The organism is Leptolyngbya sp. FACHB-671 (genome assembly GCF_014695745.1).
GTDB lineage: Bacteria > Cyanobacteriota > Cyanobacteriia > Elainellales > Elainellaceae > JAAUTN01.
Genome location: NZ_JACJOV010000127.1, coordinates 259,304 through 283,362, shown reverse-complemented (window position 1 = coordinate 283,362; position 24,059 = coordinate 259,304). Strand labels below are relative to the sequence as shown.

The following is a 24,059-nucleotide window of genomic DNA, read 5'->3' as shown; positions in this document are numbered from 1 at the left end:
ATTACTGACTGATGGCGATCTTTAAGCTACGGCAAAATGATTCGATCGCCTTCAATCCTTGAGCAGGCGTGCCTTCTGCCAGTCGCTTCACGAATGCACTACCGACAATCACCGCATCTGCGCCCCATTCTCTTACTTGACGAGCCTGTTCCGGTTGCGAAATGCCAAAACCGACCCCAATTGGCTTATCAGTAACGTTCCGCAGATCTAGCAGCAAATCTTGTACTCGCGTTTCGACCTGAGAGCGAATTCCGGTCACACCCGTTACGCTGACCAGGTAAATGAAGCCTTGAGATTGAGTGGCGATCGCCTCGATTCGTTCTTTTGGGCTGGTCGGGGCCACTAACAGCGTCACGTCAATTCCTGCTGCCGCCGCTGGCTTGAGCAACCCTTCTACTTCCTCTAACGGCAAATCGGGAACCACTAGCCCTCGTGCGCCCGCCTCAGAAATCTGCTGCAAAAATGCTTCAATTCCCCGGTTCAGAATGGGATTGTAGTAGGTGAACAAGATGATCGGAGCTTTTAGTTCAGGGCTAACTTGTCGGACTACGTCTAGTACTTGCTCCAAACGGGTTCCCTGCTGAAGCGCACGGGTCGCTGCTGCCTGAATTACGGGACCATCAGCGAGTGGGTCAGAGTAAGGAATTCCCAGCTCGATCAGGTCAGCACCACTGCGATCAAGGGTCTTGAGCGCTTCTGCTGTTGTTTCTAAGTTAGGATCACCCGCTGTGATAAAGGGAATCAGCGCACACTGACCGCGATCGCGCAGAGCATCCATGCAATCTAGAACTAATCCCATTTGTGACCTTGCCGCTTCGTAGATTCGCTAAAAAATGACCGTTCCCCATTCTACGGCTCGTTGGTCGTCTGCGATCGCCTGGCTTCCTCAGTTGCTAACTGTTTCTCCTGAGCTAACCGTTTTTCCTGCTCAATTTCTGCCTGAAGCTTGGCTAGTTCCTCTGGAGTCATCTCTTCCAAGCGCTTCTGCAAAACAGCATCCTCATAGTCCTGAAGTTGCTGATTGTAGGTCATATTTTGAGTTACAGCTCGAAACAGGTAGGTCAGCAGCCAGCCGACTAACCCACCAACTAAAGCAGCTTGACTCCAAATGCCAGCATCGACGCTATTCAGCCCAGCCCGTTGCAAGATCAGGTAGAGTAAGCCGCCTGCCGCAAAAATACCAATACCAATACCAATTACGTCAATTCGTCGCATCCAGGATCAACCTGAGTTATCTGTCAAAAATACTTCCCGTTGCAGCAAAGAGTCTAAGGGAAATAGCTTCTAAGGGCAAACTGCTGCTTGCCCTTACGGAGATTTCCTTAGTTCCACAGTCCAGCGCAACGGATCGCTATGTTTCAATCGCTATGTTTCAATTTGCCGCCGCTGTGGACGGAAGTTGAGAAACGGGCTAAGTAGTACCAGCCCAGGGAAGAACAGAAATACAAAAAAGTACATTAGTACCCGCTCTACTGAGCTAGCAATGTACCAGCGCTTTTGCAGGTAAAAGAAGGTGATCGCCGGGATGACCAGCAAATATGCTCCTCCCAAGCCCAGATATAGCAATGGAACCAATGGAATTGACATAACCTTCACAATAACTCAGCTGATTAATAATCCTGACTACCCAGTGCTGTCCCGAGCAGATCCCCTCTATATTACCGCTAGCTGTGGAAATCGCACTGTTTAAGCCAATTAACTCGACCAATCAAATAAATTACTAATTCTAATTTATGATGAAATTACTGATTTGTTCTCAAATATTATATACTTAAACAACATTACAGGTACTTAGCCTGTAAATATCCATTCAGTCAACTGAGGAAGGCTATTAATCAAAGCAAAATGCTTGTAAGGTATGTAATCAAAGTAACAAAAGTCTGAATTCCATGGGATTCTTTGTTCCACAAGAATCTGCTGCAGCAAAATCAAACCTCCTAACAAAGCTGACCACGTAACCCACTACTGCAAAACCTGTTGCAAAGCAGAGTGAGGAACGTCGTTAACAACCCTGTACCTTGGCTTACCGCAACATTATTGGCACTAGTGTCACAAAAGAAGTTGCGTAGACTCGTAAATAGTGATGGAATAGACAAGTATCGACTGAGTAAATCAAAATCCTCAAGTTGAATCACGGGGGCGTGGCGGAATGGTAGACGCTGCGGACTTAGAAAACTGAGCCTTGACGGGGAAACCCATCAAGTGGAAGCTCTCAAATTCAGGGAAACCTAAATCTGAAGCAACGGAAATAGGCTCTATGAGTGAGGCATTAGCTGCATCAGCAGTTGTCCTCAACCTCACAACCTCTTTCCTGTGCCTTAGACAAGGCAATCCTGAGCCAAGCCGATTAGCAGATAAGGCAAAGTGCCAGACTCTGAGCCTGATCGGAAGGTGCAGAGGCCCGACGGGAGCTACCCACACGTTTTGTTGGCAGCTGAAAAGCTTCACAGAGCGCGGGTAAAGGGAGGGTCCAATTCTCAAAGCCTAATGATCTAGCACTAGATCGCTCAAGGCAGTAGCGAAAGCTGCGAGAGGATGAAAATCCGTTGACTGTTGAAGTCGTGAGGGTTCAAGTCCCTCCGCCCCCATATTCAGCTAAATATTCCCTTAGCGCTACTCCTGAAGCTTCTTCACAAGTGATGCCAAGCTTGAAGCTTTTCTAGGCGATATGAGCGCAATTTGTGGCACCTAAATTTTGCTTGGCAAGCCATGTTGGGTTGAAAACTGCGTACCCCTACAGCATTTTCTGTCACAAATGCAAATCTACTTTAGACTAAAAAGCCGTACTTGCTCTTAATAGGTAACCTTAATGTATCCTAGAACCTTCTGGCGGATACGCCGGTGGGTACGCAGATGCAATGATTGACACAACATCTGACTCTCGTTGCCGGAATTGGCTAGATTACGATTGAGGATTAGGGAGGAGAGCATTTTAAGCGTTAACTCGTCTGGGCTGGTAGGCACTGCCATTTTCTAGACATACTCAGTAAACACAACAGATTGCCAACTTTTTGAGTGAAGCGCTAGTCACTTTGGGTAACGTGATGATTGTGGATAGATTGACAGAAGGTCAGACTCCAGCAAAATCAAATCGGAGTCGGCGAGACGTCTCGCAGGCACAAGACATAATCTACAATCACCTCTTGGAGATTGTTAAAACATGGTCGCCTGAAGACGTTTTAGTAGAGTTTAGACATCTCTTTATTCACCATGTTGATACTGTCAGCTCAGATACGCTGCCGGCTTTATATGAACTTGTTTTTGCCAACCAAGAACAGGAATTTCGGAATACGCTCAAACGAGCTTGTTACATTCTGATTAACAACTGGGATATTGCTAGAAGCCACAAATCAATTCAGCAGCTAATTCAACTCTTTTCTGATCCAGTTCTTAATCGCCATACGCTATCTCCAACGCTGAAAAGGCTGCGTATCTGGCTCAAAAATTTTGTTGATAGTCCAGATTTTCAAGAACTTAAACTTTTTGCTGCTAGATATGAAAACCAGGAAGAACTTCACTGGAGCCAGCGATATACTTCCTATTTACTTGTTCCACAATACATCAACTTAAAAAATCCGATTGAGCAGCGTGAAGCTGCAAGAGCATTATCACGGCAACTGAAAGATAAGTTTAAATTTGAGTTGGCTCTTTATACTGCCCGTTGTGAAACCGCTGCGCCTAAAGAAAAGTTACCCCAAAATCCAACGAGTTTGGGTGATAACGGTTTGCGTTTAATCAAAATGATCGTAGCTAGACGAGGGAAATTCAGTTACGCTAATCTGGCTAACATTTTTGTTAATCAAACTAGAACTTTAACTTATCAGGATTTCAAGCGTAGCCTTGGGGAATACCTGCTTTTTTCGGTTGAGCATGACGATTTTGTGACAACGTTTAAGAAGCAGCTGTTGGAAAGACTAGATGCGCTATACACCACCCACAACGACAAGGTAATTACTGATGCGTTGCTGCTGCGGACTTCTAATCGAGTCATTGAGTATCTCACAACTGAAAACCAGCAAGAGCCTTCCTCTCTCTTTGTATTGCTACTTTCACAAGGTAATCCTCTGACTCTGGTAGTTGTCCTATTAAAGATCATTCTAGTTTGCAAATATGCACGTACGCACCTAGAAGCTCGTATCGCTGATTTGATCAAATACTACGAGGGCTTTTCTGAAGAAGACTGTCAATGGGTTGTCAACTTCTTTGAGATTTTCAATATTACGATGGCAATCTACGCTGAGAACGTTGAATACAATCTGGTTGACATGAACAATCACAATTCACCTCAGCGAGCAAAACTAAGCCTAGATGCCTGCCGAATTTTTTCTCAGTTTAAGCGGAATGGGGCTTTAGCTGATGAACCTGAAGCTTTAGAGGATACCTTAGAGATACTCATTCAAGAGGGTGAGGAAGAGCTGAGTAGCTAAATGTTTTAGCTGAACTGTTTTAGCTGAACTGTTTTAGCTGAACTACTCAATGCTGACTCCTCGGAAAGTTTCGGACCGCGATCGCCCCGCCACAGGAGCCTTCTCAATCTCTCTCGCTCTAACTTGGTGCTGCTGGAAATGCTTCTGCCATAGCTCAGGCGCATTTAACGTTTCACCACCATGAACCGTTCTGCGCTGTCGCACCTGACATAGAACAGGCGTATTGACACAAGCCCCTGCAACAATCACCTGCCCTTTGGTAAGGGCGGGTAACTCTTTCAGTAAGTCCCGTCCGGCTGCCTCTACACCATATTTAAGGCTGTCCTGATCAACAGGATTAACGATCCGCATGATGAACTGGCTCATGCACTGAGATAGAACATCTGAGTCAAGCTTGCCGGGACGTTGGGTAATTAGCCCTACCCCCATGCCAAACTTTCGTCCCTCACTCAGGATGGTTCGCAAAATCATCTTGCAGCGAGACGGCTCATGGGCAGGCGCAAAGCGATGAGCTTCCTCGAGCAGGACAAAGACGGGATAAGGCAGATAGTTCTCATCCTCGGATGTGATGTTGCCCTTTTCCGTATTCATGCGTGCATGGCTCGCTTGTCGTAACACTGCTGCACAGATAACTTGCTGTTCTTCCTGGCTAATCTCATTCATTTGCAGCACGGTCACTTGTCCCGGTTCAAACAAATCTTTGGGAGCAAGGTGATCAATTGAGTGGAAATATGCTGATCGATCCAATCGGTCGAGTTTCCATTCAATCGCAGGAGCAGAAGATCCGGTCTTTTCATTTCCTTCGTCATCCTGCGTTCGGTCTGCTTCATAGACCGCGGCAATCAAATCATTCACGCCCCAGCGATAGTCGCCCCGCTTGTGTCGCTTAAGAATAGTGAACGCTTTGTTGAGAATTGACTGCTGGCGATCGCTCATTTCTGGCAGCAGCGTCAAAATATCGTAGTAATCCAAGGAAGAAACCCGAATCCGCACATCGTCTGGAATCAGGACTTTAACCTTAGGGGCATAACCATCTGCGGCTGTAAAATCCGGATGCCCTCGCATGTCTGATAGCGTCCCATATTCTCCATGCGGGTCAAAAATCAGCACTGCGGCTCGGTTGTGGGGCGATAGCAATTCCTCAACCAAGACCCCAGCCGTATAGGACTTACCCGATCCGGTTCCCGCTAAAATCGCCATGTGGGTGCTGACTAATTCTTTGACATCCAGGGCGATCGGCACTGACGCAGTTTCTCTCAGCAACAGGGAACCAATATGGGCTGAACCGACTTCTCCAGGCTGCCGTTTATTCAAAACCTGCTGCAAACCAGCATCGTCAGCTAAATATACTTTTGCGCCTGGATCAGGCGTTTTGCGTGGGTTCATAAAGCCCAGCGATCGATGGAAGTAGCCGATTACATCCACAGTGACTTCGTAGATTTCAGGGCTGGGATGGGTGAAACCAACTAAGGCAGCGATCGCCTCTGGGCTAATCTCAGTATCAGCAAAAATCCGATCAGGCAAATGATCAATTAAACAACGAGCTGAAATTTTACCTAGAATCTGTAGCGGCATTTGGAAGGTTTCCGCTGCAGGTACTTCATAGTAAACAAACTCACCAATCTTAACGTGACGGTTATTTGCCGTAATGAAAACATACTGATTTCCGTCTTCCCCCGGGCCTTTGACCGTACCGATCGTTTGTGATGAGGAGAGTGCAACTGGTGCTGAAGTCACTGAAGTCATAGATTCAAAATGCAGAGGGAGTAAAGCCCTTTCCCTGTCGGTTATAGCAGGTATTAGCTTCAGTATGGGTTAGTAACCTTTGTCCTAAAGAATTTTCTTAACCTTGCAAGACATTGCATAACTGGTGCAAGCCCTGAGAATTGCGGAAGGCTCTCTCACAAATTTTGAAAAACATTAGACAAGATTTAGTGAATCGTAGAGGAATCACGGATACTGTAAGCCTTTAACAACGTGTAATCTGAAGCAAGTCAAGATCACCCAGCCTCAAGGTAAACAACATATCAGATCAGATGCGGCAAAAACTGGCTCAAATTCTTTTGACAAGCGACACTAGTCAGTCAGCGCTGTTGGCGTTGAGCCAGGTGATTGGAGAAACGTTTTTGGCAGATTGTTGTGCGATCACCCTTAATCCTGATGGAGCTAGCCATCAGTCCGTCTGCTGGACTCCTCAAAGTCAAGCGACTTTTCATCGCTATCAACCTACCTCACTAATCATTTTGCAAAAACGGCTCTTCAAAGTATCTGAAGAAACATCTGATTGTTCTCATTCGATTGCTTTAGCTGACATTCAAACTGATTTGCTTGGCTACCAAGCAGCATCTGAGCTTCAGACAGAACCGCAATCTCAACCTTCTTCATCACACATACCAGAAAGCCAAAAAATTAAGCCACTATTGCTAAACGTGCCAACACCAACCATCAAAGCGGTCTTGGCGAAAAGAACCCATTTCCAGGGGCGAATCAACGGAGTCATTATGGTGATGCGATCGCAATCTCATCGATGGACACAGGAAGAGGTTCAGCTACTCGAAACTGCATCAGAGCAAGTTGCGATCGCCATCTCTCAAGCTCAACTTGAGCGGCAAGTGCAGCAGCAAGTAAGGTATCAAGCATTTATCGATCAGCTAACTAGAGCTATCCGGAGTGCCTGGGATCTACCCCAAATCTTTCAACTCGTAACAGAAGGATTAATTACAGCGCTACAGATTAGTCGCAGTGCTGTTTTGTTGCTCAAATATTCTGACCACCCCTTCAAAAACCGCACCTCACAAATTCCAAAAGCTAAAGTAACGGTTGTTTGTGAATCACCCAGAGCTTGTGACCTGCTCAATTCTCCAACTGCTTCAAGCTCTGAGGAAATCATCAACTCAGAAACAGGCACTTGGTCTAATACCTCCTTTGAACTTTCTAGTTGTAAACTTTGTCAGCAAGCATTTATCAATGGTACCGAGCCTGTCGTCATTTCCACGGCTACCACCGATGTCTTAAACCCTCCTATTTCTGCTGACTTTATCGCCCCTGCTAAAAGTATTGCGCCAATCTTCAACCTGGAAGCAATGCCAGCTCTAGTTTTGATGCCGCTAGAAAGTCAAGGCACCGTACTGGGCTACCTAACTTTGCAGCACTCTCAGCCTTGTTCCTGGCAGCGAGAAGATATTATCTTTGCCAAACTAGTTGCAGCTCAACTCAGCACTGCCATCATTCAATCCCGGACACTGCGACAGGTACAAGCATTAGTCGAAGAGCGCACTGCCCAACTCAAGCGAAGCCTTGAAGTACAGGCAAAACTTTATGAAAAAACCCGTCAACAGGTCGAACAATTGCGCCGATTGCACCAGATTCGGGAAGAATTTCTTAGTACAGTCAGCCATGAACTGCGGACTCCCTTGACCAGTATGACTCTAGCGATTCGAATGTTGCGCCAGGCAGACCTACCACCAGAGCGCCAAGCTAAATACCTAGATATTTTGGAACAGCAGTGTGCTCAAGAAACAAGCTTGATCAATGACCTGCTAGCATTGCAGAAACTAGAGTCAAACTCAACGACTATTCAATGGCAGAAAATAGATTTCAAGGATTTTATTCAAGACCTGACCCAATCCTTTGAAGTAAGTCTAACCAGCAAAAAATTAACTCTAGTTGTCAATTTACCTTCTCAACCTTTGCCAGTTCATACTGATTTAGACAGCCTCAATCGCATTCTGACAGAACTGCTGACAAATGCCGAAAAATATGCAGATTACGGTAGTTCTATTCACTTGAACGCTCATCGTGAATTTAGTCATTCAGAGAACTGTTTGGTCCTGACACTCAGCAATGTCGGCTCTGCAATTTCTCCGGAGGAATTGCCGTACATCTTTGACAAATTTCGCCGGGGGCAGGGAGTCACTCAAAGAGCAATCCAGGGAACTGGGCTGGGACTTGCTCTTGCGAAAGGTTTGGTAGAACACCTCAACGGAACGATTGCCGTCTCTAGTCGTCCCCTAGAGCAGAGCCAATCCTGGGAGACTTGCTTTACCTTAACTCTACCTATAGTTCATGGGAACTCTACCTACTCTGACCTTGACAGAACTCTAATCTAATTGAGAAATTGGGCATAGATACCTATGGAAGCTGCTAACCCTCAGTTCTTTTCTCCTGAATTCCCTGTTTATCCTGAAACCGATCGACTGGAGTTACCCGTGACCGACGTGTACAACCTAAATTCGGAGCGTAGTCCTTCAGCCGCTCAGGATGCAGCAGCTCCTGAGTTGGTTAACGTTGACCTGCCTTATGAGTCAGCCTTGCTGGAGGATGTAGAGGTTGAGACGGAACGGTTGGATGGGCGGCAGCGCCGAATTTCTGCAAAGGTACAAATTCCTTATCCTGGTGAGCAAGTTTGGCAGATCCTCACGGATTACGAGAAGCTTTCAGACTTTATTCCAAGCTTGTCCAAGAGCAGACAGATTCCTCACCCGCAAGGCGGTATTCGGTTAGAGCAAGTAGGAACTCAGTGTTTGCTTAACTTCAAGTTTTGTGCACGTGTAGTCCTTGATATGGTTGAGAATTTTCCTCAACGGCTTGACTTCAAAATGGTTGAGGGAGACTTCAAGGTGTTTTCTGGGAGCTGGCAGCTTCAACCTATTACGTTAGGGAATCAAACAGGCACAGAACTTTGCTATAGCGTTCTGGTTTTGCCTCGCATGGCAATGCCTGTGGGACTGATTGAACGTCGGCTCAGCACCAATTTGGCGATGAATCTAGTTGCGATTCGTGAGCGGGCTAATGAACTGTTTAGCTTGTCATGACGCGATCGCCAAATGCCCTAAATGAACCGCAGCGCGAAGTTCTAGTTGCCTGGTTATTCCTGGCTCCAGCCCTGATTTTACTAGGGGCATTCCTACTGGGTCCGATTGTCTATCTGATCTATCTCAGCTTTACATCGGGCAGCTTTACCCGTGCGGGAATTCAGTGGGTTGGGCTGAGAAATTACTGGCGGCTATTCCTCACTCCAGATTTTTGGCAAGTTATCGGCAATACGGTCTATTTCACCTTAGCTACTGTAATTCCCAGTCTGGTAATTCCCCTGGGTTTGGCAGTGCTGCTAAATCGGTCGGTGGCGTTTAGAGGGCTGCTGCGGACTGCCTATTTTATTCCCTCAATTACCTCTCTTGTTGCTGTAGGGCTTGGGTTTCGCTGGCTATTTCAAACCGATGGTCCGGTGAATGCGCTGTTGAGCACTGTTGGAATAGAGCCAATTCCCTGGTTGGGCAGTGTCACCTGGGCAATGCCTGTGCTGATTTTGTTGAGCATTTGGAAGCAGCTTGGCTTCAACCTGGTGGTGTTTTTGGCGGGGTTGCAAGCCATTCCTGCCAATCGTTATGAAGCGGCCGAGCTGGATGGTGCAAATGTTTGGCAGCAGTTTTGGCACATTACGCTGCCGGGGTTACGTCCGACGCTAATCTTTGCAACGGTGACGACAGCAATTTTTACGCTCCGCAGCTTTGAGCAACCTTATGTAATCACCGGCGGTGGTCCGTTAAACTCGACGAATCTGCTGGTTTTTTACATCTATAATCAAGCATTCGCTCAGTTTGACTTTGGCTATGCGGCTGCGGCTGCTACAGTGCTGTTGATGGTAACGCTAGTGTTTGTTTACTTACAGCTCCGAATTTTAGGAGATGAAAATTAAGCAGGATGATCGTCTGACGGATTGGCTGTGGCTGTTAGGGCTCTTTGCAGCAGCAATGTTGCTATACAGCATTAATTTGGGCGGCTTGCCCCTGCGAGATTGGGATGAGGGGCTAGTGGCACAAGTGGCGCGTGAGATTTGGCGATCGCCCCCCCATTCCTTAACCTGGCTCTATCCTACTTACTGGGGTGAACCCTACTTAAATAAGCCGCCGCTGATGCATTTGCTGGTTGCGGGAAGTTATGCGATCGCTGGCATCAACGAATGGTCAGCTAGACTGCCAGGGGCTTTTCTCACAGCGCTTTCGGTGCCCCTGCTTTACAGCATTGGACGAGAAGCTTTTGGGCAACGAATTCCTGCTGTTTTTGCCGCTTTAGTCTACCTGACGTTTCTCCCTGTGGTGCGACATGGGCGATTGGCGATGCTGGATGGAGCAGTGCTGTGCTTTATGCTGCTGATGGTCTGGTGTTTGCTGCGATCGCGCCGAGACAGCCGCTACAGTTTGGGGATTGGCATCGGATTTGGTTTGATTTGCCTGACCAAAGGTGTGATGTTGGGCTTGCTGCTGGGAGCGATCGCCCTAATCTTTTTACTGTGGGATACTCCGCGATTAATCACTCTGCCCTACCTTTGGGCTGGCATCGGCATTGGCAGTTTACCCGTTGCCCTTTGGTATGGAGCACAATGGCTACAGTATGGACAGCAGTTTCTCGGCGTTAGCGTCGTTGACCAGTCCTTTCGTCGCATCTGGACACCCGTAGAGAATCACGTTGGTCCGCCCTGGTACTACATTTTAGAGCTGCTCAAATATGGCTTTCCTTGGCTGCTGTTTTTGCCTCTAGCGTTTAAGCGGGTTTGGCAGAATCGAACCTTAAGTTGGGCAAAACTGGTTTTGGTTTGGAGTGGGGTCTACCTGACGGCGATTTCCCTCATGGCAACCAAGCTGCCCTGGTACATTTTGCCGCTCTATCCGGCTCTAGCTCTGGCTGTTGGCGCTCAGCTTGCTCAGTTTTGGGGAAGTCAGCCTATCGGCATGAAGCAGTCCCACAGTTCAACCTATTCCCGGGTTTGGATTGGAGTATTTGCTTTATTTGCAGTGATAGGTTGGGTTGGGAGCCTTTATTTCGCCAAGTTTAGTCTGCAACCTGAGCCTGACCTGGAGGTGATTCTGGCATCGGTCGGGGTTTCCATGACCACAGTTGCCGTTTTAATCGCACGACAAAATCCGCAGTTTCTCTCTGTTTTGATCTGGGGAAGCTATCTGTCGCTGCTGTTGCTAATGACTTCTGAGCATTGGGTCTGGGAAATAGCCGAGGCATATCCGGTGAAACCTGTCGCTGAAATTGTGCAGCAGGGTGTCCCGCCTGATCAGCGTGTTTACATGTCCTACCCATACAATCGTCCGTCCTTGAATTTCTATAGCGATCGCCGCGTTATCCCTGCTTCTCAAGAACGGCTTCTAGAACTTTGGAACAGTAATCCCCGACCCTATTTTTTGCTTGACTCCAATGCTCTTAGAGATCTCAAGCTTCAACCCAAAGCGATACTCAATGTGTCAAAGGGAACTGAGAATTGGATATTGATTACAAAAGAAGGCAGTTAGAAAACTAGTTCTCAGGAGTGACCAGCGCTACATAAACAGTTATCTTCGATACCGCGGTGAGTTCATCTATCGGCGTTAATCGATGGAGTTGGGCGATCGCTACACCTGCTTGAGCGTGCTTCGGCAGTAAGAGAAATTATGCTAGTTGATGCTTGTGTTGAAATTCCAGTCATTGATTTTTCTCCTTTTGTCACAGATGACCTAGAGGGAAAACAGCGAGTTGCTCAAGAAATTTATCGTGCTTGTCATCAGGTAGGTTTTTTGTATCTGACTCATCACGGCATTCCACAAGAGGCGATCGCTCATGTATTCGACCAGTCACGTCGATTTTTTGCCTCGCCAGATGAGGAGAAGCAGGCGATCGCCTGGTCAAACGAAATGAGCAATTGTGGTTATGTCGGTGTTGAGCGAGAACGACTGGACGAGACAAAGCCTGGTGATTTGAAAGAAGCTTTTAATGTTGGCAAAGAAGTGTCTGCTGAGGATGTGGGAACTGAGAATCCAGCTCTAGTGCTAAACCAGTGGCCCGCTGGTCAGGATGAATTTCGGCAGGCGGTGACAGAGTTTTTTGAAGTTTGCACGGAAGCTGCTGATCGGATATTTCGTGCGTTTGCGATCGCCCTTCAAATGCCTGAATCCTTTATTTCTGACAAACACCAGGCTCATAACTATACCCTCCGCCTACTCCATTACCCACCTTTAGCGAACCCGCCAAAGCCAGGACAAATTCGGGCGGGAGCACATTCTGATTACGGCACGCTGACGCTGCTGTTTCAAGATGATGTGGGTGGCTTGGAGGTGCAAACGGCAGCGGGTGAATGGATTTCAGCTCCCTCAATTCCTGATGCCGTCTTGATTAATACGGGGGATTTAACCCAGCGCTGGAGCAATGATGTGTTTCGCTCGACTAAACACCGGGTGGCACTGCCTCAGGGGGAAAATGTGGGACGCGATCGCTACTCGATTGCCTTCTTCTGTCAACCTGATGCTGAAGCTGAAATCGTTTGCCTGCCCAGTTGTCAGTCCTCAGAAAATCCACCCCGATACCCTCCCGTGACATCGGGCGAATACCTGCTTAGCCGCCTACAGGCAACCTACTAAGAAGTAAGAAGGATGAAGTAGTAACACCCATTCGTCCTGATCGACCGACAAAAATTATCGCGTAGGTTGGGTGTAGCAAAGCGAAACCCAACATCCACAAGGTTCAAGGCTTCTCACCGCTCTATCTATCTATCACTCAATCAACTATTCAGAATGACTACACCGTTCACCTTTCGTCGGTTGCTGCCAACGCTATTGGGACTATCGCTTTCCATTCCCCTCCTAGTGCTAGGTGCTTGTGGTCAAAGCACGACTTCCACCGATGCTGAACCAACTGAGGCAGCATCCCCGACTGAGGCAGAAGGTTCAGCAGATGTTCCTAGAATGGCACTAGTGCTGAGCGGTTCTTCGACTGACCAATCTTGGGATCAGGCTGCCTTTGAAGCGGGTCAAAAGCTAGAGGAACAAGGGGTTGAAGTAGCGGTGTCAGAAGCGGTTGATCCAGCGAATGTCGCCGCCGTTTTGCGCCAGTACGCAGAGGAAGGATATGACCTGGTTGTGGCGCATTCCTTTAGCTACAAAGATGCCGTATTTGAAGTGGCAGAAGAATTCCCAGAAGTGGATTTTGCCTGGGCAGGTGGCATTGGTGAAACGGCAGAAAACGTGGCGGACTACGACCAACCCTTTTATCAAGGTGCATACCTGATTGGGTTAGTGGCTGCTGAGCTAAGCGAAACAGGGAAACTAGGTGCGTTGTATGGCTATGACATTCCCGTTTGTCATGCAATGGGAGAGGCAATGCTGGCAGGTGCGCAGCAGGTGCGTCCTGGTGCAACGCTAACCAGCGCGGCGGTAGGCGATTGGTATGACGTTGCCAAAGCTAAGGAAGCGGCACTATCTCAAGCAGAAACCGGGGTGGATTTCTGGATTGGCTGTGGTCAGGGTCCAACGCTGGGACAGATTGAAGCAGCAAAAGAGTCAGGTGGATACGCTACTGGCTATGTCGGTGATATGTCGTCTTTGGGTCCAGAAGTGGTTGCATCTAACCTGATTTGGAATATGGAGCCGCTGTTTCAGCAAATGCTGGACGATACGGCGGCTAATACCTTTGCCGATCAGTTCTATAATTTGGCAATTCCAGAAGGGGTAATTCAGGTTGAGGTGCCAACCGATTTCCAAGATGAGGTCGGTGAGGAGGTGCTGAAATCTGTGGAGGAGACGAAGGAACAGATTGCAGCAGGCGAATTAGAAGTGCCGTTTGTGCCAAATTAGGAATTCCAGATAGGGGCGAACGATCGTTCGCCTGTGGATAGGTCGAGCGATCGCCAAATATCCTAATTCCATATCGTTGCGCTTACACGAGTCTATTCAGTTCTCTGAATTGCATTATCTGAATTGCATTAATGGATCATTCACCCTCACAATCTACCCTTCTACCTGCGGTTGATATGCGGGGCATCACCAAACGGTTTCCGGGAGTGATGGCAAATCAGCAGGTCGATTTTGTGGTGCAAGCGGGGGAGATTCACGCACTACTGGGTGAGAATGGGGCGGGAAAAACCACGCTGATGAATATCCTCTGTGGGCTGTATGAGCCAGATGAGGGGGAGATTTGGCTGCGAGGACAGTCAGTGCGGTTTCAGCGTCCTGCCGATGCGATCGCCGCTGGCATTGGCATGGTGTATCAGCATTTTATGTTGGTGGAGCGGTTCACTGTCGCTGAAAATATTGCGCTAGGTCAAACCGGACGAGGTTGGCGAGACGATTCACGCGCACTCCATCAGCGACTCAGGGCTCTTTCGGCTCATTATGGTTTAGGAATTGATCCGACGGCACCCGTTTGGCAACTGTCTGTTGGAGAACGGCAGCGGGTAGAAATTCTCAAGGCGCTCGATCGCCAAGTTGATGTCCTCATTCTGGATGAGCCAACGGCAGTCTTGACCCCGCAAGAAACCGAAGGTTTAATGACCATTCTGCGAGACTTGGCGGCTCAGGGGACTGCCATTATTTTTATCAGCCACAAGCTAAATGAGGTGTTGGCGTTGTGCGATCGCGTCACTGTATTGCGAGACGGACAGCGAGTTGGCTCTGTTGAAGTTGCTAACTGTGATGCTCATCATTTGACCGAGCTAATGGTGGGGCGAGAGGTGAATCTAGACCGTCCAGATCGGGTTGTTGTGGAAGTTGCGGATCGTTCTCCCCTACTGTCTTTGGAGCAAGTTTCTACGGTAGGGCATCACCGTTTGCCGGTTCTCCAGGATATTAATCTTCAGGTTTACCCAGGTGAAATTGTTGGCATCGCTGGGGTCGATGGCAACGGACAGCGAGAACTGGAGGAAGCAATAATTGGGCTGCGATCGCTCACTCAAGGACAAATCCACCGTAACGGCACACTGGCTCATATTCCCTCCGATCGCTACAGCATGGGCTTGATCCCGGAGTTTTCGGTGACAGAAAATCTGCTGCTGCGCGATATCGATCGTTTCCCCTTCAGCCAGAAAGGATTTCTGCGTCCAGCGCAAATGGTGAAACAGGCGATCGCCCTGGTGCAGCAATACCTGATTCGGACTCCTTCGGTTCACACGCCGAGCGGCACTTTGTCTGGTGGCAATGCTCAAAAGGTGATTATTGCCCGTGAGCTATATCGCAATCACCCGGTTATTCTCGCGGCCCAACCGACACGAGGGCTAGATGTAGGAGCGATGGAATATGTTCACGCTCAACTGATGGCTCAGCGAGATGCAGGAGCAGCAATTTTGCTGATTTCAACAGAACTGGATGAAATCTTGCGCCTGTGCGATCGCATCGCCGTTCTCTATGAAGGTCAGATTGTCGGTTTGATAGACGCAGCGACAGCAGATGTCAATCATCTGGGACTGCTGATGGCAGGCAAGACTCAAGTTACGGATGACCCCATGATGAGTGAGAAGCGATCGCTCCAAACTTCATGACTTCCAATTCTGTTGCATCTAACCCGATCAAACAATTCTCGCTGCAAAGGTTGAAACCTTTAGCTCCAGTGCTGGGAATTCTTATCGCCCTGTTATTCAGCAGCATTTTGCTGGTGCTTAGTGGAGCCAACCCGCTGCAAGCCTACCAGGAATTGCTCCTTGGTGCATTGGGAGGATCGCGTCAACTGACTGAGACGTTGCTCAAAACTACGCCTATTTTGATCATCGCGCTGGGGTTGGCGATCGCCTTCAAAGCACGAGTTTGGAACATTGGGGCAGAGGGACAGTATCACATTGGAGCTTTGCTAGGCGGCTGGATTGGCCTGACATTTCCAACACTACCTGCTATTTTGCTGATTCCTCTAATGCTGATTGCAGGCGGGCTAGGCGGTTTATTGTGGAGCGGATTGGCTGGGTTGCTGCATTTGAAGCGAGGAGTCAACCTGATCATCTGCACCTTAATGCTGAACTATATTGGCATTCTGTTGGTGCAGTATGCTGCACGAGTTCCATTGCGCGACCCCAACGGCTTTTTGCCGGAATCTGCCAAATTTGTAGCGGCAGCACGTTTGCCCCGCCTGGGGGATAGTCGGCTTCACATCGGCGTTTTGCTGGCGTTGATCCTGGTCGGTCTAGCCTATGTGCTGCTGTGGCGTACCACACTTGGCTTTCGGCTGCGGGCAGTGGGTGCAAAGCTCAGCGTGGCAGAATGGGTCGGCATCAAAACCGGACGAAGCATTCTGACCGCTCTACTAATCAGCGGCACTTTAGCAGGACTGGCAGGTGTGATCGAAGTTAGCGCTACCTATACGCGCTTAAAACCCAGCATTTCTGATGGCTACGGCTTCACCGGCATTTTAGTTGCGCTGTTGGGACAACTGCATCCTGTTGGCATATTAGTTGCAGCCGTGCTGTTTTCGGCTCTAGAGGTCGGCGCACAGGGCTTAAATGTGTCTTTGCAAATTCCAGCGGCGGTTGCTGGCGTACTACAGGCGCTACTGGTACTGGGTGTGCTAGCTGGACAGGCGATCGCCCAACGAGAACCCACTGCTTAACTTATTTCTTCTTTGTTTATGCCCTGGGATCAAATCTTAACAACCACCTTTCTGATTGCCATTCTCACCGCCGGGATTCGGCTTGCCGTGCCCGTGCTGCTGGCTGTTTTAGGCGAAATCATTACCCAGCTATCCGGTGTGATGAATTTGGGATTGGAAGGCATAATGCTGGTTGGTGGATTAGCTGGATTCGCGACCACCTATGCGTTGCAACAGACAACAGGACTGACTGAACTGTCTATTTGGCTGGGGTTGCTGGCGGGACTGCTAGCCGGAATGTTGATGGGGCTGGTGATGGCAATTCTCTCGATTACCTGCCGTACTGACCAGGTCATCGCCGGAATTACACTGGTTCTCCTGGGGCAAAGCCTGACGACTTATTTCTACCGAGAATATCCTGCTTTGGGCAAAGCTCGCGTTACTGGACTGGCTCCCTTGCCGATTCCAGGACTTTCCCAAATTCCAGTAGTAGGTGATGTGCTGTTTAATCACAGCCTGGTGGTTTATTTGAGTGCTCTGCTCGTGATGCTCTGCTGGTTTTTGCTGTACCGCACCCGCTGGGGACTTCAGATTCGGGCAACCGGGGAACATCCAGCCGTCATAGACACTTCTGGGCTAAGTGTCATCACTATCCGCTATCTTTGCACCCTGGCTGGTTCTGCCCTGGCTGGGTTTGGTGGGGCTGTGTTGACGGTGGTACAGCTCAATTTATTTATTGAAGGAGTGACGGCTGGGCGAGGTTGGATTGCGATCGCCCTCGTGTTCTTCTCCCGCTGGCAACCCGGACTGGCACTATTCGGCGCACTGCTATTCGGAATTGCCGACGCAATCCAATTTCGAATTCAAGCATTGGGATCGGAAACCTTGCCCTACGAATTTCTGCTGATGCTCCCCTACCTGCTAACGCTGCTGGTATTGGTGAGTCGCCGCATCCGTGACCAAACTCCAACCGCACTGGGCATTCCTTACATTCAGGGCAAACGGTAAATGGGCACACCCTATGGCTTACCCATCCGAAAATTGCTGACACTAGATTAAGAGGAATGGTAAGCTAAAGCGCACTAATGCTTACTCCCCCGTCCATGAATTTTTCTCGGTAATGATCTGGCAAAAAGCTTTTAAGTCGCCTCAACTCCAGTTTGTGATCGGCGTTGCTATCCTTTTCTGGGGAGTATGCTGCATCTTGGTGTTGCACAGATACTACAATTTTTCCTTAACTTACGTTTCCTTTGATCAAGGAATCTTCAACCAAGTTTTTTGGAATAGTTTGCACGGTCGGCTATTTGAAAGTTCCTTATCGTCTACTGAGTCGGCAAGCGTCATGCAGGGCGACATTCCAGATGTATCCTATCGTCGTTTGGGACAGCATTTTACGCCTGCCCTGCTGCTGTGGCTACCCTTCTATGCTTTGTTTCAATCACCTGCTGGGCTGTCCATTTTACAAGTGACGCTAGTTACAGCAGCAGGATTTGTACTGTATGCGTTGGCGCGACACTACCACTCGCCTCAGCTATCGAGTTTGATAGTGGTGAGTTATTTTGGTGCGATCGCTGTCATTGGTCCCACTGTTGCTAATTTTCACGACATTTGTCAGATCCCACTTTATGGTTTTGGATTACTCCTGGCATTAGAAAAACGCAGGTGGTGGATAGTTGGAATTCTGGCAATCTTGCTTCTACTGGTTCGGGAAGACAGTGGCATAATTTTGTTCAGCATTGGGTTTTACCTGGTGATCAGCCGTCGCTATCCCCGTATTGGGGTCGGGTTGTGTCTGTTGAGCTTGGCTTACATCCTCATCGTCACAAACCTGATCATGCCGCTGTTTTCTCAAGACATCTCTCAGCGGTTCATGGTGGAACAGTTTGGGCAATTCGTTGACAACGAAGAAGCCTCAACACTAGACGTGCTGTGGGCGATCACTCGTAACCCTGGACAATTGATTGTTGAAATTGTGACACCCGTGGGGAAGACGATCAGTTATTTGTTAGGGCATTGGGTGCCACTCGCTTTTGTGCCGTTAGTTGCTCCTGAAGCTTGGGCATTAGCTGGATTTCCACTGCTCAAAATTTTGCTACTAAAGGCAGAAGTCACCGCTCTATCTCCACACTGGCGCTATGCGATGTCTTTGGTTCCAGGATTGTTTTACGGAACTATTCTCTGGTGGGCAAAGCATCCCGATCGCTTCACTCGTCAGTTTCGGTTCTTCTGGACTGCCTGTATTGGGCTCTCGCTATTCTTCACTTTGACAGCAAATCCCAGCCATGCACTGTCTTGGGCAATTCCAGATTCTTTCCAACCTTGGGTTTATGTGTCTCCGCCACAACAATGGCAGCATAGTCAGGCAGTTCGATCGCTCCTTGCCCAAATTCCAAGTGATGCTAGTGTAACCGCCACAGATCAAATCGTTTCTCATTTGTCGAGTCGGCGAGAGGCACTGCGGTTTCCCAGCTTCCAATTGCGAAATGATTTGGACGAGAGTGTATCGGTAGAGTATGCGATCGCCGATCTTTGGTATCTGCAACAGTATGAACCGGCGTTTGAGAGCTACCGCAAAAGTCTGAAGTCAATGATTGACGCTACCAATACCCTCATAGAGCGTCAGTACGGGCTGATTGGTTTCGAAGATAGGGTTGTTCTTCTGCAAAACAGAGCAAATTCTAATCAGACAGCTCTAAATGCATGGACAATCTACCAACAAGAACTAGCTCCTATCTTTAGCGACGAAGCTTCTCCATAACAATTTTTTGACAAGACAATCAAATTCTTGTAGCCAATTTAGTTGGCAAGTCAATTTATTTCTTTATGCGTATTAAAAACCTCCTAAAACTCAAGGCATCATCAGGACAACCAAATAAACACCATGAATTTATCTGGTTGTGTCTAAGTTTAATGATTCCGCTCTACTTTGGATTGATATCTCTTCAGCGCGCGTTCAGTGCCGAAAATGTTGTGCAAGATGATGCTAGACATCACGTTGTTTGGTTACAGCGGTACATTGATCCTCAACTTTTTCCGAATGACTTAATTGCACATTACTTTCAAACCCTTGCTCCTGCTGGATTTCGATCCCTCTACTGGATGATGGCAAAATTAGGGATTGAGCCGCTTCTATTAGCTAAGATTTTGCCTGTAATATTGGCACTAATTACTTCTGCTTACATCTTCAAAGCTTATCTACGTCTCTTGCCAATTCCGGCTGGTGCTTTTCTAGCCGTCTTACTGCTTAATCAAACTTTCTGGTTAAAGGATGATATCGCCTCAGCAACCCCCAGAGCTTTTGTCTATCCCCTTTTTGCTGCTTTCTTATATTATTTGTTGCGGCGATCGCTAGTTCCTTGCTTAATCACAATCGCTCTCCAAGGACTATTTTTCCCCCAACTTCTGCTTGTAGAAATTACGATTCTCACCGTTCGTTTAATCAATTGGCAAAACGGATTACCTCGGCTAACTCAGGAGAAGCATCATTACATCGTTTGGTTATTCGGTTTAGGGGTCGCTGCTCTTGTCGTACTTCCATTTACGCAAAGTTTTTCAGGGTTTGGGGAAGTTGTAACAGCTTCACAGATGAAAGCAATGCCTGAATTTGGTTCGGAAGGGAGAAGCAAGTATTTTGGTGTCGATCCTCTTTCATTTATATTGTCAGGCTCTAGCGGTTTACGGGCTCCTGACATGCCTTACGTCAACTGGATTAGTTTAAGTTTGCCAATAATATTAAAATCTCAACTGCCACTAGTTAGGAGTGTTACGAGAGAAATTCGTATTTTATGGCAAATATTATTTGCTTCCCTGGGAGTGTTTCTTCTAGCTCATCTAGTGTTGTTGAAATTGTATTTTCCCAGTCGATATACTTATCACAGTTTGCGATTTGTGATGCCAATAGCGGCTGCGATCGCTCTTACAGTTTTGTTTCATGCAAGTTGGCGTTGGTTACAGCAAAATAGAGCGGTAAATGCATCAGGTCAAATCGCTTCCATTCGTTCCTTTGCTAAACCAAGATATAAGGTCAAACATTATGCTGCAATAGGAATGATAGGAACGCTATTTATCCTGTGTTTAGTTACCTTCGCTTTGCCTGCTGTTGCCTTAAATCGTCAACAGTGGGTAGTTGGGCGTTATCCAGAAATCTATGATTTCTTTGCCAATCAACCAAAAGATACACTCATTGCTTCTTTAGTTAAGGAAGCCAATTCTTTTCCTGCATTCTCCCAACGTTCAATTTTAGCTGGAGAAGAATTTGCATTTGCCTATCATCCAAGCTATTACAATCAATTTAAGCAACACACTATTGATACTATCTATGCGCTATACAGTTCTGATTCTGAGAAAGTTGAGGAAGTGATTCAATCCTATGGGATTGATTTCTTTGTGGTAGAAAACACCTCTTTTCAGTCCGAGTTTCTTAAAGAGAAAAAGTGGTTAATCCATAGTTCTTTTCAGCCAGTTGTGCTTGAGGCAATTGCTTGGCTTGAACGAGGAGAAAAGCCTGTTTTGCAGAGGTTTCAAGATCAATGCTCAGTTTTATCTGAAAGAAACTTGACTATCATTGATGCGAACTGCATTACAATCTCTGACGGCTAATTCTTTGCTTTTGGGTATACAATCTGAAATTTGGTGCAGTTTGAACTTTCGAACTGGAATTGTTCTTAGACAATTATTTCCAGGAATGGCAGATCAAATAAACTGTTGCTCAGGGGTCACATAAGGTAGGTATGGATCAACAACTCATTCAACTGTTGGTAAACGGGATTGCGACTGGCAGCATTATTGCTCTGGCCGCAGTCGGGTTGACGTTAACCTACGGAATTTTGCGACTCGCAAACTTTGCTCATGGCGATTTGATGACGCTCGGAGCTTACCTGACCCTATTGATCAACGCTAACGGAGCTAATATTTGGCTCTCGATGATTGTCGGAGCGGTAGCAACAGTAGGAGCAGCCCTTGTTAGCGAAAAGCTATTGTGGTCGCCCATGCGCGATCGCCGAGCTACCTCCACCACGCTGATCATTATTTCAATCGGTTTAGCCCTATTCATTCGCAACGGCATCATTCTATTTTGGGGAGGAGACAACCAGGCTTATAACCTGCCCGTCGCCACTGCGCTTGATATCTTTGGCATCAAAATTGCCTACTACCGAATTGTGGTTGTGGCGCTCGCTATCCTGGCAATTTTAGGACTTCACTACCTGCTGCAAAACACCAAGATTGGCAAGGCAATGCGAGCAGTCGCAGACAACATAGACCTGGCGCGTGTCTCCGGCATCAATGTCGATCAGGTCGTCATCTGGACATGGGTAATTGCTGCGGGACTAACCGCCTTGGGGGGTGGTATGTACGGGCTGATTACGGCAGTGCGCCCAAATATGGGCTGGTTCTTAATCCTGCCGATGTTTGCCTCGGTGATTTTAGGTGGAATTGGCAATCCTTATGGAGCGATCGCCGGAGCTTTCGTCATTGGCATTGCCCAGGAAGTTGGCACCTACTGGCTCCCCACAGAATACAAGCTGGGGGTTGCCTTATTCATCATGATTCTGGTTTTGCTGATTCGCCCTCAAGGGCTGTTCCGAGGCACAATTTGATTACTTTAGTCCATAACCTGATAACAGCCAAACTGAGAATAGCGCCCGTCAGCGACGATATTCTGTCTGAATTCAAACTTTGCAGCAGAGCTTGGAATGGACAGCCGCCGCCAATAAAAATAATAGCTGTAAGTTGAAGACCTTGGATTGAATCCACAGCCCTCAACTCACAGCCAAAGATTTTGTATTTGTCAGCTTGGCTAGAGCAAGCTGCTTGCGTAGAAATTACTTAAGAATGCCAAAGTAGAAGGCTGCAACCAAGAAGTTGCCCGCCAGCAGAATAATTGCCCAAAGCGTGCGATAGGGGTAGGGAGGGTTCCCTGAAGTAGCAACGTTTTCTTTCAGTCTTGCTTGTTTAGAAGTCATGGGAATCAATTCCTTATGAGTAACTTTACATGTGAACTCAAACCTAAAATTAATTATTAACTGTCGGATGACAAAGCACAGCACCCAATTGACAGAACTCAATATTAATTCTGCAGTTATGGCTAATTTGGCTTCACCTGCGACCTAAGTGCTACTCGCTTTCTCCTGCGTGGTATGAGCTACGGACGAGTGGGCCAGAACGAACGTGAGCAAATCCCAGATCACGGGCAATTGCCCCCAATTCCTCAAATTCTTCTGGTGTCCAGTATTTCTGTACTGGCAAATGTGCTAGCGATGGGCGCATGTATTGTCCTAGAGTGAGGCGATCGCAGCCTACCGCTCTCAAGTCCTGCATCGCTTCAACTAACTCAGCTTTCGTTTCCCCATGCCCCAACATCAGTCCAGATTTCGTGGGAATCGATGGCTCAAGTTCTTTGACGATTTGCAGCACTTGAAGCGATCGCTCATACTTTGCCCCTCGACGCACCGGACCTTGAAGGCGGCGCACCGTTTCCACATTGTGGTTGTAGCAAGCAGGCTGAGCCTGTACAACTGTAGCAATGCGCTGTCGCTGAGCAATATCTCCCTCTGTGCCACCCCAAAAATCGGGAGTCAACACTTCAATCTGGGTTCCAAAATTGACTTGGCGGACGGCTTCCATCGTTTGGGCAAACCATCCCGCTCCTTGATCAGGCAGATCATCCCGTGCTACTGAAGTCAGCACCACATAGCGCAGCCCCAACAGTCGGACTGACTCAGCGATTTTTTGAGGTTCCTCTGGGTCTAGCGGCATTGGAGCATGGCCCTTATCGACCTGACAAAAGCCACAGGCACGGGTACAGGTCGGACCCATCAGCAAAAAGGTGGCCGTTTTTTGGGCATAGCATTCGCCTCGATTGGGACAACGCCCTTCTTCACAGATTGTGTGAATTTGCCGCTGCTTAATAATCTGCTGCACCGTGGAGATTTCGCTGGCTTTACCGATGGGACGACGCAGCCAAGTTGGCAAAGGAGAGGGCGATCGCCTTACTCCTACTTCTACGTCCTCCTCTGAAACTCGGTTTGAGGTTTGATTCACGTCTAAAGGCATATTTTCCCAATCCCACCACTACCCAGCAGAGCCAATATGCTACCGATTCTATCGCCTCCTCCCGGTAAAACGGCTCTGTTGGCGCTATAGCGGAGTGTCAAATCCGCAAAGACTTTTTTGTGTAGAGGACGATAAGATTTGGGATAGCTAGATGGAGTAGAGGTGATGCAGTTAGATCCTGATTCTGGGGAGTAAAGACTTGCCGGAAGATTTAACTAAACGCCTCAACTTAGCGAATAGTTAGAAAATTGT

At 47.9% G+C, this 24,059-nt stretch carries 19 protein-coding genes; 13 read left to right on the top strand and 6 right to left on the bottom strand.

The window, feature by feature from the left end:
- Position 1: 1 nt before the first annotated feature.
- From trpA to ndhL, 3 genes are all read right to left on the bottom strand, one after another.
- Positions 2-799 carry a tryptophan synthase subunit alpha gene (trpA, locus tag H6F93_RS17895; RefSeq protein ID WP_190645586.1) on the bottom strand — a complete coding sequence of 266 codons (798 nt, stop codon included), beginning with the start codon at positions 797-799 and terminating at the stop codon, positions 2-4.
- A 50-nt stretch (positions 800-849) separates the two neighbouring features.
- On the bottom strand, positions 850-1,215 hold the full coding sequence (locus H6F93_RS17890; protein WP_190645585.1) for a DUF3007 family protein: 366 nt from the start codon (positions 1,213-1,215) through the stop codon (positions 850-852).
- A 150-nt stretch (positions 1,216-1,365) separates the two neighbouring features.
- Positions 1,366-1,587, bottom strand: coding sequence for an NAD(P)H-quinone oxidoreductase subunit L (gene ndhL, locus H6F93_RS17885; RefSeq protein WP_190645584.1), 222 nt, complete (start codon positions 1,585-1,587; stop codon positions 1,366-1,368).
- A 1,457-nt stretch (positions 1,588-3,044) separates the two neighbouring features.
- Between ndhL and H6F93_RS17880 the strand changes: the two genes are divergently transcribed.
- Positions 3,045-4,427 carry a Sll1247 family protein gene (locus H6F93_RS17880; RefSeq protein ID WP_190683710.1) on the top strand — a complete coding sequence of 461 codons (1,383 nt, stop codon included), beginning with the start codon at positions 3,045-3,047 and terminating at the stop codon, positions 4,425-4,427.
- 42 nt (positions 4,428-4,469) lie between these two features.
- Here the strand turns inward: H6F93_RS17880 and H6F93_RS17875 are convergent, their stop codons facing one another.
- Positions 4,470-6,173: an ATP-binding protein gene (locus H6F93_RS17875; RefSeq protein ID WP_190683332.1), complete on the bottom strand. Its 1,704-nt coding sequence runs from the start codon at positions 6,171-6,173 to the stop codon at positions 4,470-4,472.
- Between the two features lie 290 nt (positions 6,174-6,463).
- On the opposite strand from H6F93_RS17875, the gene H6F93_RS17870 reads away from it, so the two are divergent.
- From H6F93_RS17870 to H6F93_RS17815, 12 genes are all read left to right on the top strand, one after another.
- The gene (locus H6F93_RS17870; RefSeq protein WP_190683330.1) at positions 6,464-8,536 is read left to right on the top strand and encodes a GAF domain-containing sensor histidine kinase; all 2,073 of its coding nucleotides are present in this window, start codon (positions 6,464-6,466) and stop codon (positions 8,534-8,536) included.
- Positions 8,537-8,560: 24 nt separating this feature from the next.
- Positions 8,561-9,241 (top strand): SRPBCC family protein, encoded by a 681-nt coding sequence (locus tag H6F93_RS17865; protein ID WP_190683328.1) that lies wholly within the window; start codon positions 8,561-8,563, stop codon positions 9,239-9,241.
- Complete coding sequence (locus H6F93_RS17860; protein ID WP_190683326.1) at positions 9,238-10,125, top strand: carbohydrate ABC transporter permease; 888 nt, start codon at positions 9,238-9,240, stop codon at positions 10,123-10,125. The genes H6F93_RS17865 and H6F93_RS17860 overlap by 4 nt, the downstream gene beginning before the upstream one ends.
- The gene (locus H6F93_RS17855) at positions 10,115-11,728 is read left to right on the top strand and encodes an ArnT family glycosyltransferase (protein ID WP_190683323.1); all 1,614 of its coding nucleotides are present in this window, start codon (positions 10,115-10,117) and stop codon (positions 11,726-11,728) included. The genes H6F93_RS17860 and H6F93_RS17855 overlap by 11 nt, the downstream gene beginning before the upstream one ends.
- Positions 11,729-11,866: 138 nt before the next feature.
- The gene (locus H6F93_RS17850) at positions 11,867-12,829 is read left to right on the top strand and encodes an isopenicillin N synthase family dioxygenase (RefSeq protein ID WP_190683321.1); all 963 of its coding nucleotides are present in this window, start codon (positions 11,867-11,869) and stop codon (positions 12,827-12,829) included.
- Between the two features lie 153 nt (positions 12,830-12,982).
- Positions 12,983-14,041, top strand: coding sequence for a BMP family protein (locus H6F93_RS17845; RefSeq protein ID WP_190683317.1), 1,059 nt, complete (start codon positions 12,983-12,985; stop codon positions 14,039-14,041).
- A gap of 131 nt (positions 14,042-14,172) precedes the next feature.
- The gene (locus tag H6F93_RS17840; protein WP_242043504.1) at positions 14,173-15,720 is read left to right on the top strand and encodes an ABC transporter ATP-binding protein; all 1,548 of its coding nucleotides are present in this window, start codon (positions 14,173-14,175) and stop codon (positions 15,718-15,720) included.
- Positions 15,717-16,775 (top strand): ABC transporter permease, encoded by a 1,059-nt coding sequence (locus H6F93_RS17835; RefSeq protein ID WP_190683314.1) that lies wholly within the window; start codon positions 15,717-15,719, stop codon positions 16,773-16,775. The genes H6F93_RS17840 and H6F93_RS17835 overlap by 4 nt, the downstream gene beginning before the upstream one ends.
- An 18-nt stretch (positions 16,776-16,793) precedes the next feature.
- The gene (locus H6F93_RS17830) at positions 16,794-17,762 is read left to right on the top strand and encodes an ABC transporter permease (protein WP_190683311.1); all 969 of its coding nucleotides are present in this window, start codon (positions 16,794-16,796) and stop codon (positions 17,760-17,762) included.
- Between the two features lie 112 nt (positions 17,763-17,874).
- Positions 17,875-19,512 carry a DUF2079 domain-containing protein gene (locus tag H6F93_RS17825; protein WP_190683308.1) on the top strand — a complete coding sequence of 546 codons (1,638 nt, stop codon included), beginning with the start codon at positions 17,875-17,877 and terminating at the stop codon, positions 19,510-19,512.
- 65 nt (positions 19,513-19,577) lie between these two features.
- Positions 19,578-21,353, top strand: coding sequence for a hypothetical protein (locus H6F93_RS17820; RefSeq protein ID WP_242043503.1), 1,776 nt, complete (start codon positions 19,578-19,580; stop codon positions 21,351-21,353).
- A 131-nt stretch (positions 21,354-21,484) separates the two neighbouring features.
- Positions 21,485-22,351: a branched-chain amino acid ABC transporter permease gene (locus H6F93_RS17815; protein WP_190645573.1), complete on the top strand. Its 867-nt coding sequence runs from the start codon at positions 21,485-21,487 to the stop codon at positions 22,349-22,351.
- A gap of 225 nt (positions 22,352-22,576) precedes the next feature.
- Here the strand turns inward: H6F93_RS17815 and H6F93_RS17810 are convergent, their stop codons facing one another.
- The gene (locus tag H6F93_RS17810) at positions 22,577-22,717 is read right to left on the bottom strand and encodes a photosystem I protein PsaX (protein WP_190645572.1); all 141 of its coding nucleotides are present in this window, start codon (positions 22,715-22,717) and stop codon (positions 22,577-22,579) included.
- 151 nt (positions 22,718-22,868) lie between these two features.
- Positions 22,869-23,807 (bottom strand): lipoyl synthase, encoded by a 939-nt coding sequence (gene lipA / locus H6F93_RS17805; protein WP_190683305.1) that lies wholly within the window; start codon positions 23,805-23,807, stop codon positions 22,869-22,871.
- Positions 23,808-24,059 lie beyond the last annotated feature (252 nt).

Bases quoted from the DNA above. Each gene is read 5' to 3' on its own strand.
- H6F93_RS17890 (WP_190645585.1), bottom strand. From the start codon at position 1,215: ATGCGACGAATTGACGTAATTGGTATTGGTATTGGTATTTTTGCGGCA.
- lipA (WP_190683305.1), bottom strand. From the start codon at position 23,807: ATGCCTTTAGACGTGAATCAAACCTCAAACCGAGTTTCAGAGGAGGAC.
- H6F93_RS17815 (WP_190645573.1), top strand. From the start codon at position 21,485: ATGGATCAACAACTCATTCAACTGTTGGTAAACGGGATTGCGACTGGC.
- H6F93_RS17825 (WP_190683308.1), top strand. From the start codon at position 17,875: ATGATCTGGCAAAAAGCTTTTAAGTCGCCTCAACTCCAGTTTGTGATC.
- H6F93_RS17855 (WP_190683323.1), top strand. From the start codon at position 10,115: ATGAAAATTAAGCAGGATGATCGTCTGACGGATTGGCTGTGGCTGTTA.
- H6F93_RS17875 (WP_190683332.1), bottom strand. From the start codon at position 6,173: ATGACTTCAGTGACTTCAGCACCAGTTGCACTCTCCTCATCACAAACG.
- H6F93_RS17840 (WP_242043504.1), top strand. From the start codon at position 14,173: ATGGATCATTCACCCTCACAATCTACCCTTCTACCTGCGGTTGATATG.
- H6F93_RS17870 (WP_190683330.1), top strand. From the start codon at position 6,464: ATGCGGCAAAAACTGGCTCAAATTCTTTTGACAAGCGACACTAGTCAG.
- trpA (WP_190645586.1), bottom strand. From the start codon at position 799: ATGGGATTAGTTCTAGATTGCATGGATGCTCTGCGCGATCGCGGTCAG.
- H6F93_RS17820 (WP_242043503.1), top strand. From the start codon at position 19,578: ATGCGTATTAAAAACCTCCTAAAACTCAAGGCATCATCAGGACAACCA.
- ndhL (WP_190645584.1), bottom strand. From the start codon at position 1,587: ATGTCAATTCCATTGGTTCCATTGCTATATCTGGGCTTGGGAGGAGCA.
- H6F93_RS17830 (WP_190683311.1), top strand. From the start codon at position 16,794: ATGCCCTGGGATCAAATCTTAACAACCACCTTTCTGATTGCCATTCTC.
- H6F93_RS17810 (WP_190645572.1), bottom strand. From the start codon at position 22,717: ATGACTTCTAAACAAGCAAGACTGAAAGAAAACGTTGCTACTTCAGGG.
- H6F93_RS17835 (WP_190683314.1), top strand. From the start codon at position 15,717: ATGACTTCCAATTCTGTTGCATCTAACCCGATCAAACAATTCTCGCTG.
- H6F93_RS17880 (WP_190683710.1), top strand. From the start codon at position 3,045: ATGATTGTGGATAGATTGACAGAAGGTCAGACTCCAGCAAAATCAAAT.
- H6F93_RS17860 (WP_190683326.1), top strand. From the start codon at position 9,238: ATGACGCGATCGCCAAATGCCCTAAATGAACCGCAGCGCGAAGTTCTA.
- H6F93_RS17865 (WP_190683328.1), top strand. From the start codon at position 8,561: ATGGAAGCTGCTAACCCTCAGTTCTTTTCTCCTGAATTCCCTGTTTAT.
- H6F93_RS17850 (WP_190683321.1), top strand. From the start codon at position 11,867: ATGCTAGTTGATGCTTGTGTTGAAATTCCAGTCATTGATTTTTCTCCT.
- H6F93_RS17845 (WP_190683317.1), top strand. From the start codon at position 12,983: ATGACTACACCGTTCACCTTTCGTCGGTTGCTGCCAACGCTATTGGGA.